The sequence below is a fragment of the Arthrobacter sp. 10T416 genome (assembly GCF_056394165.1).
On record NZ_JBFTHI010000004.1, the window covers coordinates 1 to 17961 of the forward strand.

19 protein-coding genes and 2 riboswitches are annotated in these 17961 nt (G+C 68.1%); of the genes, 17 read left to right on the top strand and 2 right to left on the bottom strand.

From position 1 onward, the window contains the following. Positions 1-47: 47 nt before the first annotated feature. The 14 genes from AC1DBE_RS06420 (at position 48) to AC1DBE_RS06485 (ending at position 13094) form a co-directional block, all read left to right on the top strand. Entirely contained in the window at positions 48-1232 is a 1185-nt protein-coding gene (locus AC1DBE_RS06420; RefSeq protein ID WP_476969976.1) for an IS30 family transposase, read from the top strand. Between the two features lie 1093 nt (positions 1233-2325). After that, positions 2326-2604 carry a flagellar FlbD family protein gene (locus tag AC1DBE_RS06425; protein ID WP_476880648.1) on the top strand — a complete coding sequence of 93 codons (279 nt, stop codon included), beginning with the start codon at positions 2326-2328 and terminating at the stop codon, positions 2602-2604. A 3-nt stretch (positions 2605-2607) separates the two neighbouring features. Further along, positions 2608-3429, top strand: a complete 822-nt coding sequence (locus tag AC1DBE_RS06430; protein ID WP_476969977.1) for a motility protein A — start codon at positions 2608-2610, stop codon at positions 3427-3429. After that, on the top strand, positions 3426-4253 hold the full coding sequence (locus AC1DBE_RS06435) for an OmpA/MotB family protein (protein WP_476903624.1): 828 nt from the start codon (positions 3426-3428) through the stop codon (positions 4251-4253). Before AC1DBE_RS06430 ends, AC1DBE_RS06435 begins: the two co-directional genes overlap by 4 nt. 88 nt (positions 4254-4341) lie before the next feature. Further along, positions 4342-5238, top strand: a complete 897-nt coding sequence (locus AC1DBE_RS06440) for a flagellar motor switch protein FliM (protein WP_476879555.1) — start codon at positions 4342-4344, stop codon at positions 5236-5238. After that, entirely contained in the window at positions 5235-5963 is a 729-nt protein-coding gene (gene fliN / locus AC1DBE_RS06445; protein ID WP_476879556.1) for a flagellar motor switch protein FliN, read from the top strand. The genes AC1DBE_RS06440 and fliN overlap by 4 nt, the downstream gene beginning before the upstream one ends. Next, positions 5964-6575, top strand: coding sequence for a flagellar biosynthetic protein FliO (gene fliO, locus AC1DBE_RS06450; protein ID WP_476969978.1), 612 nt, complete (start codon positions 5964-5966; stop codon positions 6573-6575). Beyond that, positions 6572-7441 (top strand): flagellar type III secretion system pore protein FliP, encoded by an 870-nt coding sequence (gene fliP, locus AC1DBE_RS06455; protein WP_476879558.1) that lies wholly within the window; start codon positions 6572-6574, stop codon positions 7439-7441. Before fliO ends, fliP begins: the two co-directional genes overlap by 4 nt. Continuing rightward, the gene (gene fliQ / locus AC1DBE_RS06460; protein ID WP_476879559.1) at positions 7438-7713 is read left to right on the top strand and encodes a flagellar biosynthesis protein FliQ; all 276 of its coding nucleotides are present in this window, start codon (positions 7438-7440) and stop codon (positions 7711-7713) included. Before fliP ends, fliQ begins: the two co-directional genes overlap by 4 nt. Position 7714: 1 nt before the next feature. Continuing rightward, a complete protein-coding gene (locus AC1DBE_RS06465) occupies positions 7715-8473 on the top strand; it encodes a flagellar biosynthetic protein FliR (protein WP_476969979.1) in 759 nt (252 codons plus the stop codon). Further along, on the top strand, positions 8473-9555 hold the full coding sequence (locus AC1DBE_RS06470; RefSeq protein WP_476969980.1) for an EscU/YscU/HrcU family type III secretion system export apparatus switch protein: 1083 nt from the start codon (positions 8473-8475) through the stop codon (positions 9553-9555). The genes AC1DBE_RS06465 and AC1DBE_RS06470 overlap by 1 nt, the downstream gene beginning before the upstream one ends. A 49-nt stretch (positions 9556-9604) precedes the next feature. Beyond that, entirely contained in the window at positions 9605-11653 is a 2049-nt protein-coding gene (locus AC1DBE_RS06475; protein WP_476969981.1) for a flagellar biosynthesis protein FlhA, read from the top strand. Beyond that, positions 11631-12824, top strand: a complete 1194-nt coding sequence (locus tag AC1DBE_RS06480; RefSeq protein ID WP_476969982.1) for a hypothetical protein — start codon at positions 11631-11633, stop codon at positions 12822-12824. Before AC1DBE_RS06475 ends, AC1DBE_RS06480 begins: the two co-directional genes overlap by 23 nt. A 9-nt stretch (positions 12825-12833) precedes the next feature. After that, entirely contained in the window at positions 12834-13094 is a 261-nt protein-coding gene (locus AC1DBE_RS06485; RefSeq protein ID WP_476879564.1) for a carbon storage regulator, read from the top strand. 61 nt (positions 13095-13155) lie between these two features. Here the strand turns inward: AC1DBE_RS06485 and flgN are convergent, their stop codons facing one another. Further along, on the bottom strand, positions 13156-13671 hold the full coding sequence (flgN, locus tag AC1DBE_RS06490; protein WP_476879565.1) for a flagellar export chaperone FlgN: 516 nt from the start codon (positions 13669-13671) through the stop codon (positions 13156-13158). 224 nt (positions 13672-13895) lie between these two features. Here flgN and AC1DBE_RS06495 point away from each other — a divergent pair, with 224 nt between their 5' ends. Further along, positions 13896-14714, top strand: a complete 819-nt coding sequence (locus AC1DBE_RS06495) for a sigma-70 family RNA polymerase sigma factor (protein ID WP_476969983.1) — start codon at positions 13896-13898, stop codon at positions 14712-14714. Between the two features lie 135 nt (positions 14715-14849). Next, entirely contained in the window at positions 14850-15332 is a 483-nt protein-coding gene (locus tag AC1DBE_RS06500; RefSeq protein ID WP_476879917.1) for a Dps family protein, read from the top strand. 87 nt (positions 15333-15419) lie between these two features. On the opposite strand, the gene AC1DBE_RS06505 is transcribed toward AC1DBE_RS06500, so the two are convergent. Beyond that, complete coding sequence (locus tag AC1DBE_RS06505) at positions 15420-17000, bottom strand: MFS transporter (RefSeq protein ID WP_476969984.1); 1581 nt, start codon at positions 16998-17000, stop codon at positions 15420-15422. Between the two features lie 66 nt (positions 17001-17066). On the opposite strand from AC1DBE_RS06505, the gene AC1DBE_RS06510 reads away from it, so the two are divergent. Then, a complete protein-coding gene (locus AC1DBE_RS06510; protein ID WP_476879919.1) occupies positions 17067-17606 on the top strand; it encodes a TetR/AcrR family transcriptional regulator in 540 nt (179 codons plus the stop codon). Positions 17607-17715: 109 nt separating this feature from the next. Continuing rightward, positions 17716-17814, top strand: a riboswitch (glycine riboswitch). A gap of 1 nt (position 17815) precedes the next feature. Beyond that, positions 17816-17930: riboswitch (glycine riboswitch) on the top strand. Positions 17931-17961: the final 31 nt, after the last annotated feature.

The following is a 17961-nucleotide window of genomic DNA, read 5'->3' on the forward strand; positions in this document are numbered from 1 at the left end:
GGCAAAGTCATAGGGTCGTTGCAACGCTCTGAAAGATGGAGCGTTTGATGGGCAACGTATTTTCCTTGGATTCCCGGACTGAGTTCTTTGATTTGGTGTGCGGCGGGATGTCGGTTCTGGCTGCTGCCCGGCGTGTCGGCGCGGCGCGTCAATCCGGGCGGAACTGGTGGGCTCAGTCTGGCCAGATGATGACTGTGAGCATGGGTGCTGTGGGCGGCCTCGCTGACCCGGCGCCCACGGCGGAAGGTCCTGGCCGGGCGCTGGGCCTTGCCGAGCGGGGGATGATCCAGATGGGCCGGCGCAGTGGAATGAGTTTCGCCAAAATCGGCGAACTGATCGGGCGGGACAGGTCCGTGGTGTGGCGGGAGGTGCACCGGAATACCGTTGAGGGCGGCGAGTATTTCGCCTCGATCGCTCACGCCAAAGCGCATCAGTCCCGGCGCCGGCCTAAACGGTTGAAGCTGGTCGAGGACGAGGCGCTGTGCCGGCTGATCGGGGTGTGGATGGATGACGGGTGGAGCCCGAAACTGATCTCGGAGATGTTGGCCTTCCACTTCGGCGACGATCAGACTATGCAGGTGAGCCACGAGACGATCTACCAGGCGATATACGTTCAATCCCGCGGCTCCCTGCGGGCAGACCTGGCCGGGAAGCTGAGCCTGAAGCGGAAACAGCGTGTTCCCCATGCCGCGGACCGGACGAAGAACAGCCCCTACAAGGAAGCGTTCAAGATCAGTGACCGCCCGGCCGAAGTCCAGGACCGGGCCGTGCCCGGGCATTGGGAGGGAGACCTGATTATCGGCTGCGACGGGACCGCGATCGGCACGCTCGTGGAGCGCTCAACCAGGTTCACGATCCTCCTCCACCTCCCCGGGGACCACACCGCCGAGACGGTCGCGGCCGCGATGATCCGGGAGATGGCCCAGCTCCCGGAGCACCTCCGCCGCTCGATCACATGGGACCGCGGAACGGAACTGGCCGACTACGCCCGGATCCAAACAGCTCTCGAGACCACGCTTTACTTCTGCGACCCGCACTCGCCCTGGCAGCGCGGGACCAACGAGAACACCAACCGGCTCCTGCGGTTCTGGTTCGAGAAAGGCTCGAACCTCTCCGTCCACACCCCCGAGGACCTCCGCCAGGTCGCTGCGAAGCTGAACCGCAGGCCCCGGCCTACCCTGAACCTCGAGACCCCGGCCAACCGGCTGAACCAGCTGCTGCAAGCGGCATAACCACCCGCGTTGCTCCGATCAGTTGACTTTGCCCCCTGTTCGGGCGTCCGGTGATGGGCGCCGTCGTACTGGATGGCCACCCGCAGCTTGCGGTAACCAAGATCGGCGGCCGGTGAGTACGGGTCCGCGGGCACTAGCTTGAGCTGGAGCTCCGGTTCCGGGAGGCCCGCGGCGGTCAGCGCCAGCCGGAGGAGCGTCTCCGGTGCGGAGTCGGCGCCCGGCCGGATGAGTTCGGCGGCGAGGCGCGCTTTTACGATGCCCTGCAGCTTCGGGTGGCGGTGCAGCATGGTGCCCAGTTCCTCGCGCGTGGCCCACGGCTCGGTGCGGAGCTCGAGTCCTGGCCGCGGTTGGCGGACCAGCTGGTCACCGACAGCAACGAGGTCCTCCAGCCGCAGCCGGCGGGCCAAATCCAGCCAGGTCCTGGCCGGCGTCGATATCCGGATGCCGTCCACCACGGTGACTTCGTTCGGGAAGGCCAGCACGGTGTGTCCCATCACGCCTTTGCGCCTGACCGGGGGAAGTGCCTTCGGTTTGCTCAGGTGCAGCTCCCGGCAGCCGCTCAGCCACGGCGGCAGCCACAGCCCGTAAATAACTGCGGCGCTCAGGTGCGAAATCCAGCTGCCAGGCGTCGCTGCTGAGAGCGCCCGGGCCAGATCTCGCAGCTCAAACTCCCAGGCTCCGGGGAGGTAGACCAGGCGGCCGCCCGGAGCGAGGTCGGAGGCGCGGAGGCGGGCTCGGCTCAGATTGGCCGCACGGGCCTCATGCAGTGTGAACGGCGCGGCGGACAGGGTGGAGGGCAACGGTGCGGGAGAGCGCATGCGGATCATTGTGGCGGCAAACGCCCCCGGGCCGCTGAGGTTATCCACACCCCTCAGTTGCGCTATMACTTTTGGCTGGCAAGACCGGGGGAGAGCAGCCAAAAGTGATAGCGCAACCAGGGGGAAGGCCGGGGGAGAGGGCGGGCTTAGCCAGGGGAAGGGCAGTGGGAGGGCCGTGCCTAACGAAAGCGCGCTGGCGGCCGACAGTAAGGGTAGAACACCCCATCCCTCCGCTTGGCCGCACAGCCAGGCAGTCCACAGAGCAGAATCGGCCCATGATCGTTGTCACTCGCCTCAACGGAACGCGCTTCGCGGTCAATCCGGACCTGATTGAACGGATCCACGAGAGCCCGGACACCCACCTGGTCACGCTCGACGGCGCCGCCTACGTGGTGCTCGAAAGCCTCGCCGAGGTGGTGGAGCTGATTGCCGACTACCGCGCCTACGTCCTGAGCAAGGCGCGGGATTTTCCCGCGGTCACGGGGTACCCCCTCAGCCTGGTCCCGTCTGCCGGCCCGGACGACTCGTCCGCACCTGAACCACCAAGGAAGTAAGCCATGGATCCCGCAACAATCATTGGACTACTCCTCGCATTTGGTTCCGTCATCGCGATGGTGCTGGTTGAAGGCGGCAGCATCACCGCCCTGCTGCTGCCCGGACCGCTCATCCTGGTCTTCGGCGCCACGTTGGCCATCGGGATGGCCGGCAACACCCTCAGGGACGTCATTCAGGCGTTCAAATCCGTGCCGGCAATGTTCATGGGGAAAACGGCCAAGCCGCAGGAAAGCATCGACCAGATGGTCCGCTTCGCGGAGAAAGCCCGCGCGGCGGGCCTGCTCTCCCTCGAGGAGGAGGCGGCGAGCGTCAAGGATCCGTTCCTGGCCCGCGCCCTGCAGAACATCGCCGACGGCACCGACGCCGAGGACCTCCGGATGCAGATGGAGGACGAGATCGACACGAAATCCCGCAGCGACCACGCCTCCTCAAAGTTCTTCGCCAGCCTCGGCGGCTACGCCCCCACGGTCGGCATCGTCGGCACCGTTGTCTCCCTGACCCACGTCCTCGAAAACCTGTCGAAGCCGGACGAGCTGGGACACATGATCGCCGCCGCGTTCGTTGCCACCCTGTGGGGCCTGCTCTCCGCCAACTTCATCTGGCTGCCCTTCAGTTCGCGTATGGCCCGCCTCTCCGAACTGGACATCGAACGCATGACGCTCCTGATGGAGGGCATGCTGGCCGTCCAGTCCGGCGCCCAGCCCCTGCTCCTGGCCGAACGGCTCCGGTCCATGGTCCCCGAGCACCAGCTCAAGAGCGCCGACAGCCGCCGCAAGACTCCCAGCGGGGACGGCCAGCCGGAACCGATGGACTCGGCCGCGTGAGCGGACGGCGGCGGCCCCGCAAGAAACCCGAAGCGCATCACGTCGACGAACGCTGGATGGCCTCCTACATGGACATGGTCACCGTGCTGATGTGCCTCTTCATCGTCCTCTACGCCATGTCCACGGTCGACGCGAACAAGTTCGAAAAACTCCGCAACTCGCTGGCCACCGGCTTCGGCGCCGTGGCCTCCGAAAAGGTGGACACGGCCTCCGGCACGGTGGTCCCGCCCGAATTCGTGGACAAGAACCTCGAAGCCTTCGCGGCTACCCAGACGAACAGCAAAACAGCCCAGCAGGAGGCCCTCGCCGCGGCCAAAAAAGAAGTGGACCGGCTGCGCGCGCTCGAGAAGAAGATGAAGGCCGGCCTGGCCGCCGCCGGGCTGACGCAAAACGTCGAGTTCCAGATCGACCAGCGCGGTCTGACGGTCAAGCTCATCGGCTCGCAGGCGTTCTTCGCCCCGGACCGGCCCGAACTCACCAACCGGGCCGCCCAGGTGCTGCACATCATCTCGCCGATCCTGGGCCCGACATCCCTGGAGATCATGGTGGAGGGCCACGCTGCGAAGGGCATCACGGCCTACCCGTCCACGTGGGAGCTGTCCTCCGCGCGCGCCGTCAACGTCCTGCGCTTTATGGTGGACCACGGCGGGATCCCGCAGCAGCGCATCGGGGCCGTCGCCTTCGGCTCCGCCCGTCAGGTCAACGACGACTCCACCCCGCAGCTGATGGAACGGAACCGGCGGGTGGACATCGTCGTCATCTCGGACAAGCCCGACGTCGTCCGCGCCCTCATTCCCGAGGCGCTCAAACTCAGCGAGAAGTAAGCCCGGCCCGGCCGCCGCATTTTGCCGTCCTCATATTGCCTGCGGCGGACTGCTTACGACGGCGGGTCCCTTGCCGATAGTGGCAACCGTGAGTGTTCTGGATGAGCGGGAAGTGGTACGGGAGCGGACCGTTAGCGTCTATGACTTCCGGCGTCCGGCGACGCTTGCGCGTGAGCACAGCAGGGTCCTGGAACTCGCCTTCGAGACCTTCGCCCGCCAGTGGGGCACCCAGCTGACCGCTAAGGTCAGGGTGAAGTCCGTGGTCCGGCTCGAAGACGTCGGAATGCAAAGCTACGACGAGTACGCCGCGTCGCTGCCGGCCGTCACGGCCATGGTGCTCTGCACCGTCGAGTCCCACGATTCGAAGCTGGTGGTGCAGTTCCCGGCCCCTTCGGCCCTCGGCTGGATCAACCGCATGCTCGGCGCCTCGAACGACACCGCCATGCCGGACCGGAAGTTCACCCAGATCGAGCAGGCCCTGGTCAAGGGACTGATGGACGAGGCACTCGAGGACCTCGGCTACTCCCTGGGGCCGCTCCTGAGCGAAACCATCCGGGTGGACACGGTCCAGTACAACTCGCAGTTCGCGCAGGCTGCCGCGCCCAGCGAACTGATGATCGTGGCATCCTTCACCATCAACGTCGGCAACATCAGCGCCCCGGCGACCCTGGCCGTGCCGGCCGGGATCCTGCTGGGCCGGCTGAAGAAGGTCAACCCGACGGACGACCGCGGTAACGCCGCAGCCCGTGTCAGCTCGCAGCTGGAGCGGGTTCCCGTGGAGCTCTCCGTCAGGCTCTCGACCTCGTACGTCACTCCCAGCCAGGTGCTGGGCCTCGCGGTCGGGGACGTCCTGACCCTCCCGCACCTGGAAAACCGGCCCTTCGACCTCACCCTTGACGGCACGAGGCTGGCCACTGCCGCCCCGGCCCGCAACGGGTCCCGGGCCGCCGCCGTCATTGTCACAATCGAGGAGAACAACCAATGAGCATCACCCTGACCAAGCACGAATCGTCGGCGGAGCGGCTCGTTGAGGAACTGCCCAGCCCGGTAGCCCTGAAGGTTGCAGCCCTGGTCCCGGCCCGCGCCGCGGCGCCCTACGCCCGGCAGGCCGTCACGGCGACGTTCGTCGGTGCCGTGACCGCTGACCTGGCCCTGATGCTCAGCGACCGCACCTTCCTCGATGAAGCTGCCGGCGGTATGGCCGGCGGCCAGCTCGGCGTCGTGTCCGTCACCGACGTCCTGCGCCCGGCGATGGAAAGCGCAAGTTCCGTCTTTGGTGCCGGCGTGCTGTCGGACCTGCGCGAATCCGATGCGTCCGGGTTGCTCTCGGACCCGGACACCGCCGTTTTCGAACTCTCCGAGGGCACCAGCCCTGCCGCGTGGTTCGCTGTCCGGCTGCGCGAGCACGGCAACAGCCAGGACCGCGCCGGTGACCTCTTCGGCGGCGGCGACATCGTTGCCGGCCGGCTGGGCCGGATCAACAACATCGAAATGGCCCTGACCGTGGAGATCGGCCGGACCCGCATGTCGGTCCGAGACGTCCTCTCGCTCGAACCCGGCAAGATCATCGAACTGGACCGTTCCGCCGGTGCCCCCGCCGACGTCCTGCTCAACGGCCGGCTGATCGCCCACGGCGAAGTGGTGGTCCTGGACCAGGACTACGCCGTGCGGATCACCCGGATCCTCGACGTGGCCGAGGGGCTTAGCTGAATGGACTCGCTGATCCTCGGACTGCGGGTAGCCGTAGCCCTGGGCGCGGTGCTTGGCCTGATCTGGTTGCTGCAACGCCGTCTCGGCAAAGGCCCGGGACGACGCCGCGCTGACGCCACCCTGAGCGTCGTCAGCCGGCAAAGCGTCGGCCAGCGGGCCTCCGTTGTGGTGGTCGACGCCGGCGGGCAGCGCTTCCTGCTGGGCGTCACCGACCACGCCGTCAACGTCCTGCACACCGGCGACATCCCGGACGAACCGGCCGAAGAGCTGTCCCCGGCCCCCCGCCGCACCGGTGCCGCCGGCGCCTTCGCGCAGATCCTTGCCACCGCCGGCGGCCTCTCCGCCCCGGCACCCGGTGCCGCCGATGCGGCGGCCGACTCCGGATCCGGCGTGCCGTCTGTAGCCGCCGATCCCGCCGCTGCAGCCCAGGCCGGTACGACCGAGACGCCGGTGTCCCGGCGCACCTCAATCCACCGCGAATCACACGCCCGGACTGGCCCGGGACGTGGCACTATGGCCGCCCCGGCCCATCCGCCGATGCACGGGTCGATCCTGTCCGGATCCACCTGGAAGCAGGCCGCCGCCGCTCTCAGGAGCGGGCGCCGCAATTGATCCGCCCTGCCCTCCGCTCCGCCACCCTCCCGGGTACCAGCCACGCCAGCCTCCGCCGCAGCGGCAGGATCCTCGCCGTCGGCCTCGCCGCCGTGCTCCTGGCCGTCCTGCTCCTGTGGCTGAACGCGTCTGCCGGCCATGCCACCGCCCCGGTACCGCCCGTTCCGCCGACACCGCCGGCCAGCCCGGATAACGGCAACGTCAACATCCAAATCAACGGTATGGACGGCAAACCCTCCTCGGCCGTCCTGACCCTGATCGGCATCACGCTACTGTCGGTGGCGCCGGCCCTGCTGCTGATGATGACCTCGTTCACGAAGATTTTCGTGGTGCTGGCCATGACCCGCAACGCGCTCTCGCTGCCCTCCATCCCGCCGAACCAGGTGCTGGCCGGGCTGGCCCTGTTCCTGTCGATCTTCGTGATGTGGCCGGTCATCAACGAGATGAACACCATCGGCGTGCAGCCCTACTTGAACGGGACGCTTGATTTCAACGGTGCCCTCAGCGCCGGATCCGGGCCGCTGCAGCACTTTATGCTGGCGCACACCCGCGAGGAAGACATTGCGCTGATGACCCGGGCGGCCGGCATGGAAAACCCGGCCACCCCGGAGGCGGTGCCGCTGCAGACCCTGATTCCCGCGTTTATGATTTCCGAGCTGCGGGCCGCCTTCATTATCGGCTTCGTCATCTTCATCCCGTTCCTGGTGATCGACCTGGTGGTGTCCGCGGCCCTGATGTCGATGGGCATGATGATGCTCCCGCCGGTCATGATCTCGCTGCCCTTCAAGATCCTCCTCTTCGTCCTGGTGGACGGCTGGGGCCTGATCATCACCTCGCTGATCCAGAGTTATGCGGGCACCGGATGAACGCCAACGCCGTCCTGGACATCTGCCTCCAGGCCATGATCGTGGCCGCCAAGCTCTCGGCCCCGGTGCTGGTAACGGCGCTGGTGGTGGGCCTGGCGATTTCGCTGCTGCAGTCCATCACCCAGCTTCAGGAAGCCACCCTCTCCTTCGTGCCGAAACTGGCCGCCGTGGCGGTCGCCCTGCTGGTCTGCGGGCACTGGATGATCTCGGAAATGGTCACCTTCACCAACGACCTCTTCGCCAAGATCCCATCCCTGCTCGGAGGCTTGTGAGGTGGGCATCCCSATCGACCAGACGTGGCTGGAGGTCCTGCTCCTGGCCACCGTCCGGATGACGGCGTTCCTGATCGTGGCACCGCCGTTCGCGCACCACGCCTTCCCGGCACGGATCAAGGCGATGCTCGGCGTTGGCCTGGGCCTGGCCGTCTCGCAGCGGCTTTCCGCGGGCTACACGGCCAAGGACACTGCAGGCTTCTTCACCGGCGTGGTCCTGGAACTGATCACCGGGCTGGTCCTGGGGTTCCTGGTGATGCTGGTCTTCGCGGCCGTGCAGTCCGCCGGCAGCCTGATCGACCTCTTCAGCGGCTTCCAGATGGCGCAGGCCTTCGACCCGCAGATGATGGTCAACGGCGCCCAGTTCACCCGGCTCCTGCAGATGGCGGCCCTCGCCCTGCTGTTCTCCTCCGACGGCTACCAGCTGGTCATCGGCGGCCTGACCGGGAGCTTCACCGCGCTGCCCCTGGCCGGCGGCATCGACCTCGCCCAGCCGGTCCAGGCCATGACGTCCGCGGTCACCGGCATGTTCCTCGCCGCCGTCCAGATCGCCGGCCCGCTGCTGGTAGTCCTATTCCTCGCCGACGTCGGACTGGGCCTGCTGACCCGGGTGGCCCCGGCACTGAACGCGTTCTCGCTCGGCTTCCCGCTCAAAATCATGCTGACGCTCTCGCTGGCCGCATTCCTCTTCCTGGCCCTGCCGCGGATCGTCTCCACCCTCGCCGGCCAGGCCGCCAGGACAGTGCTGGGGGTGGGCTGATGTCGGATTCACAGGAGAAAACCGAACAAGCCACCGACAAACGCATGCGGGAGGTCCGCTCCAAGGGCCAGCTCTCCCGCTCGCAGGACCTCACGGCGTGGCTGGCCGTCGGAGCCGCCGCCGTGATGATTCCGGCCACGGTGGAACGCGGCGCCAACGCCGCCACGGACCAGGTCTTCAGCATCCGGGGAGTGATGGCCGCACCTGACCCTGCGAAGGCCGTGAAGGCGCTCGAGAACGGGCTCGGCTCACTGGCCGGAATCCTGGGCCCGCTGCTGGTAGTTGTCCTGGTGGTGGTCCTCGTCGGCTCCGCCCTGCAGGGCGGGATCCACGTGAAGAAGTTCCGGGTTTCATTCGAGAACTTCAAACTGCTGAGCGGCCTGAAACGCTCGTTCGGCACGCAGGCGCTCTGGGGCGGAGTCAAGGCCCTGCTCAAGGCCACCGTCGTCGGGCTGGTGCTCTACTCCGTGGTGCAGGGGCTCATCCCGGTGCTGCTCACCGCCGGCGGCCTGCCCGTCTCCGGAGTGGTGGCCGCCGCTGGCGGCGGTATTTCCTCCCTGGTGCAGTTCGCCGTCTTCGCCGGCATTGCGCTGGCCGCCGTCGACTTCTTTGTGGTGATGCGGCGGAACCGGAAGAAAACCCGGATGTCCAAGAAGGAAGTCCAGGACGAGAACAAGAGCAGCGAAGGTGATCCGCTGATCCGCTCCCAGCGCCGGGCCCGGCAGCTGGCCATGAGCCGGAACCGTATGATCGCGGCGATCGGGGACGCCGACGTCGTCCTGGTCAACCCGACGCACGTCGCCGTCGCGCTGAAGTATGAACCCGGCAAGTCGGCCCCGCGGGTGGTCGCCAAGGGCGCCGGGCACGTCGCGGCCCGTATCCGGCAGGAAGCCGAAGCTAAGGACGTGCCCATGGTCCAGGACATCCCGCTCGCCCGGGCGCTGCATGGGGCTTGTGAACTGGGGCAGGAAATCCCGGTGGATTTTTACCACGCCGTGGCCGGCGTGCTGGCCTTCGTGATGTCGCTTAAGGCCCGCGGTGCCGGGGCCGGCCTGCACCGGATGGCGGGAGCTTCGCTATGACCACTTTTCGGAACACCGTTGGAACCAGCGTCTGTGAAAGGACCGCGTTATGAACAACAGGCTCGCCCGGCTTGCGGTGCCTATCGGCATCGTCGGCATTGTGCTGCTGCTGGTGGTTCCCGTGCCCGCGCCGCTGCTGGACTTCCTGATCGTCTGCAACATCCTGCTGGCGCTGCTGGTGCTGCTGACCAGCATGTTCGTGAAGAAGCCGCTGGACTTTTCCGTATTCCCGTCGCTGCTGCTGGTGGCCACACTGTTCCGGCTGGGCCTGAACGTCGCCTCCACCCGCCTGGTCCTCGGCAACGGCTACGCCGGCCAGGTCATTGAGGCTTTCGGCAAAGTGACGGTGGGCGGGTCGATGATCATCGGCGCCGTCGTCTTCCTCATCCTGGTGGTCATCCAGTTCGTGGTGGTCACCAAGGGCGCCGAGCGCGTCGCCGAAGTGGGGGCGCGCTTCACCCTGGATGCCATGCCGGGCAAGCAGATGGCGATCGACGCCGACCTCAACGGCGGCCTGATCACCGACACGCAGGCCCGGGAGCGGCGGGCCGAGGTCTCCGCCGAAGCCGACTTCTACGGCGCGATGGACGGCGCCTCCAAGTTCGTCAAGGGTGACGCCATTGCCGGCATCATCATTATCATCATCAACTTTGTCGGCGGCATCGCCATCGGCATGCTGCAGCGCGGACAGGAGATCGGCGACGCGCTGAGCACCTACGGCCTGCTGACCATGGGCGACGGCCTGGTTACCCAGATCCCGGCCCTGCTGATGGCCGTCTCGACCGGCATGATCGTGACCCGCTCCAACGCCGAAGCGGACATGGGGCGCACCGCCTCCACGCAGCTGCTGCAATCACCCAACGCCCTGCTGATCGCCGGCGTGGCCGCGATCGCCATGGCGCTCATCCCGGGAATGCCGCCCATCCCGTTCGTCCTGGTCGGCGCGGGACTGATCATCGCCTCGCGCCGTACAGCGGCCAGCCAGCAGCAGGCCGAGAAGGCCCGCGACGCCGAGGCCGCCGCCCTGAGCTCCCCGGAACAGGACCCCAACGAGAAGCTGCTCGAGGACATGCGGATCCACCCCGTGGAGATCCTGCTGGCCCCGGACCTCGTGGACATGGTCTCCGGCGCATCCGATGACCTGCTGGCCCGGGTCCGTTCCCTGCGGCACAAGATCGCCATGGAACTGGGCCTGGTCATCCCGCCGGTCCGCACCCGGGACAGCGTGGACCTGCCGCCGGCCACCTACACCATCCGGATCGCGGGTGTGGAGGCCGGCCGCGGCACCGCCCCCGGAGGGCAGATGCTCGCCCTCGGCGATTCGCTGGATTCGCTGCCGGGTGTCGCGATGATCGAGCCGGTCTTTGGGCTCGCCGGGAAATGGATACCGGCCGAGATGCGGCACAACGCCGAGATGACGGGGGCCACCGTGATCGACCGCGTCTCCGTGCTGGTCACGCACCTGTCCTCCATTGTCACCAGCCACGCCGCCCGGCTGCTCTCCCGCGAGGACGTCCGTGTCCTGACCGAGGGTGTCCGCAAGCAGAGCCCCTCCGCCGTCGACGAACTCACCCCGGCACTGCTGTCCCTGGCCGAACTTCAGCGGGTACTCCAGGGCCTGCTCGATGAACAGGTCCCCATCAACGACCTCGCCCGCATCTACGAGGCCCTGACCCTCCGGGCCAAGATCTCCACGGACCCGGAATCGCTCGTGGAGGCCGCACGCCAGGCCCTCGGCCCCGCCCTGACCGCGAAGTTCATGGAGGGCCCGGTGCTGAACGTGATCATGATCGACCCCGTCCTGGAACAGTCCATGCTGGAGGACATGCGTCCTGCCGAGGGCGGCAGCCAGATCGTGATGGGCCAGGACAGGCTCGACGCCGTGCTCCGCTCCGTCCACAACGCCGTGGAGTCCGCCGCCGCCGCCAACCGGCAGGCCGTCCTGGTCTGCGCCCCGGCGCTGCGCCCGGCCATCCACCGGCTCATCGGTGCCCAGCCCGGGTCCGTCCCGGTGCTGTCCTACCGGGAAGTCACTTCCGCCAACGTCCGGATCGAAACTGTAGGAGTCGTGCGCCATGCCGAACCGCTATCGGCTTAAGGGAGCCTCGCTGGAGGAAATCCGCAGCAAGGCCGAAGCCCAGTACGGCCCCGCAGCCCGGATCGTCTCCGCCGAACGCGTGATCAGCCCCGGCATCGCCGGGCTCTTCGCCGCCAACCGCTTCGAGGCGATCGTTGAGGTCCAGCCCAAGCACGACGTCGTGACCGGCGAGGTGGTGCCGGAGGCGGACATCATCCTGGCCGACGGCGAGTCCGCGCAGACTGCTGCCCGGCCGGCTGACGCCCGGCCCGATGCCCGGCCGGTTGACGCCCGGCCCGCCGCGAAGGCCGCGGCCATGCCGGCCGGCCCGCGGGCACCCCGCGACGCCCGGCCGGCCCCGGAAGCCCCGGCCGGCCCTCGGGTCGCCGCCCCTGGCCACGCCCTGCAGGGCGACGCCATCGCGGMCCTGCTGGCCGAGGCGGACGCCGCCGAACTGACCCTGCACCGGAGTGGAGCCCCCGGGGTCTCCACCGAGTCGCCGGGCTTCGCCGAACTGCTGGACCAGCTCGGCTCGGGACTCCGGCCGCCGGCAGCGGCCCAGCCCGATCCCGTACCGCGGGTTACCCCTGTGGCCATCGACAGCGAACCTCCGGTTCCGGCGCCGCGGCAGGAGGCTCCGGCGTCGCCCGGGCGGCCCGCCATGCCGGTCCGGGCAACGGTACCGGCCCCCTTGAACGGAACCGGTGACCTGGTGGTGCTGGTGGGACTCGGCGACGACGCCCTGGACACGGCCCTGGCCATGTCCATCGCGGCCGGCGGCGCCGACGTCCGCACCGCGGGGCAGCTGAGCGCCTACGGGCACCTGCACCTGGACGGACGCCAAAGCGCGACGGCGGCCCGCGCCCATGCCGTGGAGACCGAACAGACGGTGATCACCGCCTTCGGCCTGGGTACGGCCCGCAACACCCTGGCGCGGCTGCAGGCGATCTCGGCGCTGTCCCCGGACCAGCTCTGGGTCGTGGTGGATGCCGGCCGCAAGCACGAGGACACGGCCCGCTGGGTCAGCCTGCTGCGCGCCCGCCTTGAGGTGACGGCCGTGGCCGTCGTGGGCGCCGCGGATACCGGTTCGCCCGAAAGCGTCGATGCGCTGGGCCTGCCCGTGGGCTGGATCGACGGCCAGCCGGCGCCCGTGCCTGCGCCGTGGGCCGCAGCCCCCGGCCACGAAGGGTAGATTGAGAGAATGCTGGTACTAACACGCAAGCCGGGCGAACAGATCATGATCGGCGACGGCATCGTCATCACTGTTCTGGAAGGCCGCGGCGACGGCGTCCGCATCGGCATCGAAGCACCCCGCGGCGTCCCCATCCAGCGCCGGGAAGTCATCGAGGCCATCGCCGCTGCGAACCTCGCGGCCGCCGAAGCGGGTGCGGAGGCCGACGCCGGCACCGAGGACGCCCTGCGCGGGCTGCTGCCGCAGGCACCTGCCGCCTCCGCGGAGTGAACCTGGCCGCCTGACGGCACCGGCTGCGCGGCTGGACCTCCGGGCCGCAGCAGCCCTGCCGTCAGTGCGAGTTCGCGTCGTCGCCCAGGTACTGCACCATCAGAGGCAGCGTGGCGCGGCGCGTGATGGCCAGGGCACGCTCGATGTTTCCGGCCACCGTCAACTGTTCGAGGGCCTCGGCGGGATCGGCGGCAGCCGGGGGTGGCTGCAGGCCCTGGATGAGGTCCTCGTTGACGCGGGTTGCCCCGGCAAGCCGGACGAGCAGGCTGCGCAGGCCGTCGAGGTGTTCCTGCAGGACCGTGGGCCACGAGCCGTGAGGTGCGGCGGCAATCAATTCAGGCAATGTCGCTTGCGCCGGGAGGCCCCATTCAGCGGCCACGGCCGCGGATTCGACATTGCGGGCCAGGGCCTCGAAGCGCATCCGGTCCAGGACCGACTCCACTTCCGACGCCGTAAACGCGATCCAGTGGATGTTTCCGGCCGCTACGTGCAGGCGCTGCGTTTCCAGGCGGAACAGGAGCAGTTCCAGCTGCCGCCGCTCCTGCCACAGCGCCGCCGAAAGATCCGCTGCACCCATGGGCCCCATTCCCCTGTCATCCCGGCCAAATTACGGCTTTCCGCATTTTCCGCCAAGCTTTTCCCTGAGGGTACACGCAGATTCCAGATCAGGTGATAGGTTTCGTTCTGGGTGCTGCGCCCGAGCTTCGAACACCGTCTCCCATGGGGGGAGCACGGGACCGTTTGCGGGTGCGGCGCTCAGGGTTTTAAAACTCCTGATCCGTCTCATGGGGGGACACACTATTGAATCGCGTGGAACGCAACGAGATGGTTACCCAGCACCTTCCGCTGGTTGGCTATCTCGTCTCTGATTTGTGCTCGAAGGCGTCCCACCTCTCGCGCGATGACCTGGCGTCGGCCGGGGCTGTAGCCCTCATTACGTCGGCCGACTCCTTCGACCCTGACCTGGGCGTACCTTTCGGCGCCTTCGCGCGCCGCCGCATCCTCGGCGCCTTCGCCGATGAAATGCGCGCCAGCGACTGGGCCACACGCTCCGCGCGCCGGCGGATCAAAGAGACCATGTCCGTCCAGGAAACCCTGGCCGCAGCCCTCGGCCGCACCCCGTCGGTGGACGAGATCGCGTCCGCCCTTGGCGTCCAGCAGAGTGTCGTTGAGGCTGCCCTCGCGGACGCCTCACGCACCCTCACCCCGCTGGACGACGCCGTCGTCGACACACTCGCCGCCGAGACCCTGTCCCCGGAAAGCTCCGTCCTCGCGGACGAACGGCTCCAGTACCTCCGGGCCGCCGTAAAATCCCTGCCGGAGCGGATGCGCTACGTTGTGGAGGAAATCTACTTCGGTGACCGGACCGTCAAGGACCTGGCCGCGGAACTCGGCTCGACGCACGCAGCCGTGTCGCAGCAGCGTGCCGAGGCAATCCGGCTGATGCGTGACGGCCTCACGGCCCACTACGCCGATGATCCGGACCAGGGCTACGAACCCCAGTCCCGCATCACCCCGCGCCGCCGGAACGACTACCTGGCACAACTGTCCGAGGCCACGGCCGGCGGTATCACCCGGGCACTCTTCCCGCAGGGCCCCATGCTCAACCAGGCAGTCTAGAACCTTCCGCCAGCTTAGTAAGCACACTTAGTAAGCTAATTGTGAAATTCCGCCGGAACCATCGAAAGCCCTCTCCTCCCTGGAGTAGCGTCTGAGGCATAACGCCGTACCAGCCGTTCCAATCAAGGAGGATGCATGAAAGCAACACCGACCCTGACGAGCAACCTGCAGGCCGTTCTCGTGGACCTCATCGAACTCCACGTCCAGGGCAAACAGGCCCACTGGAACATCGTGGGGACGAACTTCCGCGACCTTCACCTGCAGCTGGATGAAATCATTGAGGCCGCCCGCGGCTTCGCTGACGACCTTGCCGAGCGTATGCGCGCCCTCCACGCCCTCCCGGACGGCCGCAGCTCCACGGTGTCCAAGACCACCGCGCTCGCCGAATTCCCCACCGGCCTGATCAACACCAAGGACGCCATCGACAAGATCGTTGCCGCGCTCGAGGCCGCCGTTGGCACCATGCGCAAGGTCCACGACGAGGTCGACGAGGAAGACCCCACCACCGCGGACCTGCTGCACGAGTTCATTGCCAAGTTCGAGCAGTACGCCTGGATGGTGAACGCCGAGACGATGCGCGCCACCGCCAGCGTCACCACCCCCGACTCCAAGAAGTAGTTCGGGCCCTACGCCCATGCAGCGTCCGGCGCCGGGTTTCCCGGCGTCGGACGCTGGCGTTTAGCGCCGGGCGCACGGCGGCGGCCGCTAGGCCGCCGTCGGCACCCTCCGGAGCACGACGGCGGCCAGCACTGCCGCGCCGGCCATCAGTGCCAGGGCGATGGCGGCCGTGACGTGGACGCCGGAGTCGAATGCCGCCCGCGCGGCAGTCATCACGGCCTCGGCCGCGGGTCCGGGGAGGGTCTGGGCCAGCTCCGTAGCCCCGGCCAGGGTCTCGCCGGCCCGCGCGGTGGCCTCCGCCGGCGCCGTCCCCGCAGTGCCGGCCGGCAGTCGCAGGTTGTGCTGGTACGACGCCGTCAGGATGGAGCCAAGGACGGCCGTGCCGAGCAGTGAGCCAACCTCGTACCCGGTCTCGGAAATGGCGGCCGCGGCCCCGGATTTGGCTGCCGGCACGGACCCCAGGATCAGGTCGTTGGAAATGGTTTCGGCGGCTCCGACGCCCAGGCAGAGCACCAGCAGGGCCGCCAGCAGGATGCCGGGACCGGCGCTGTGGTCGCCCAGGGCCACCAGACCGTAGCCCGTGGCGCTCAGGACCAGGCCGCCGGCCACCACAAAGCCGGGCCGGACCTTGCGGACCAGGGGCACCACCAGCAGCCCGGCCACCACAGTGGCGACCAGTGCGGGGATCATGGCCATCCCGGACTCGGACGGCGACTGCCCCTCCAGCAGTTGCAGGTGCTGGGCGAGGAACAGGATAAAACCGTTGTAGGAAAACAGCGCCAGCACGTTGGCCGTAATGGCGGTGCTGAACACGGGGTTGCCGAAGAGGCTCAGATCCAGCAGGGGAGTGCCGGACTCGTCCGCTGCCAGCCGGCGCTGGCGGCGGACGAAGGCGTACCCCATCAGCAGGCCGTCGCCAAGGGCGGCGAGCGGTCCCGCTGCCATGCCCTCGGTGGCCAGGATTTTGATGCCGTAGACCGCCGGGGCCATGGCGAGCATGGACAAGGCGATGCTCGGCAGATCCACCCGGCCGGGGTTCGGGTCCCGGGATTCCGGGATCAGGGCAGGGCCGAGGACCAGCAGGGGCAGGATGATGGGCACCGCGACCAGCAGGACCGCTCCCCACCAGAGGTGTTCCACGAGCCACCCTCCGAAGATGGGCCCCAACGCGGCGCCACCGGAGAACCCCGCGGCCCAGACCGCCACGGCCAGCCGCCGGCGGTTGGGTTCGGGGAAGATGTTGCGGATCAGGGACAGCGTGGACGGCATCAGCATGGCGCCGAAGAAGCCGAGCCCCGCCCGCCCTGCGATCAGCCACTCAGCGGCGGGCGCGAAGGCTGTCACCGCGGAGACTGCCGCGAAACCGGCGCTGCCGATGAACAGCAGCCGCCGGCGGCCAATCCGGTCGCCCAGGCTACCCATCGCGACCAGCAGGCCGGCCAGGACCAGGGGGTATGTGTCGACGATCCACAGCAGTTCCACTCCGGAGGCGTCCAGGCTGCGCGCGATCGCCGGCAGCGCGAACGTGAGGGCGGTGTTATCCACGGCAACGAGCAGCACCGGAAACATCAGCAGGGCCAGGGCCAGCCAGTCGCGCCACGCCGGGCGCGGAGCGGAGGTGGTGCCGCGGGTGGTACCGGAGGTCGACGGGCGGTAGGAGACGGTCATCGAATAACTGTACCGTCTGGACGGTACAGTTAAGAAATTGGCGGTGCGCCGGGCATGATGGGAGCCATGGCCAGAAAACCCGTCGCCCGTGAAGCCGTCCTCGACGCCTTCGAGTCCCTGCTCATCACCGAGGGGGAGCGGGCCGCCACCCTCGACGCGGTAGCCAGGCTGGCCGGCGTCTCCAAGGGCGGTCTGCTGTACCATTTCCCCACCAAGGACGCCATGATCACGGTGCTGCTGGAGCGCCTGGACCGGCTCCTCGCCGACGACCTCGCCGCCATGGCCGCTGCGCCCGAAGGGGCCGCCGCGTACTTCATCAAGTCCTCGGTGTGGGCCGACACCCCACTGGACCGGGTCTTTGTGGCCGCCACCCGGCTGGCCGAAGTGGCACACGCCGAGACCCTGCAACGGATGGCAGGCGTGCAGGCGAGCTGGCTGGCCCTCCTCGCGGCGGACGTCGGCCCCGCGATGGCCAAGCCCGTTCTCTATCTGGGGGACGGGCTGTACTTCAATGCGATGCTCGCCCGGGGACCGGGCGGGGCGCCGACGGAAATGGCGGGCGACGTCGAAAGCCTGCTGGCCGCCGTCGAACGGCTGCGCGGCTGACGGGCGGGGCCGTATATGTCGCGGCTCCGGCGTCACTGGTTTGCGGACCTTGCCCCCGGCGTAGGACAATAAGTCTGTGACTATGGTCACGAGCAATTGAATATGCCTTTGATCTGCGGCGGGAGAGTTCTGCAAGTAGGTACAAGCAGGCGCCGTAGGAGCAAATCCTCCCCAGGAATCTCTCAGGCCCATGTACCGCCGCGGCAAGGCAACTCTGGAAAGTAGCACGTGCGTTATCTGACGCGACGTGCTCACCGACGGTGCAAGCGGAGCCCCGCATAGCGGCTGCGCGGAAACTCTCAGGTCCAATACAGAGCGGGGAGGAACCCGAATCAATGTGGCGTACCGTGCGCCG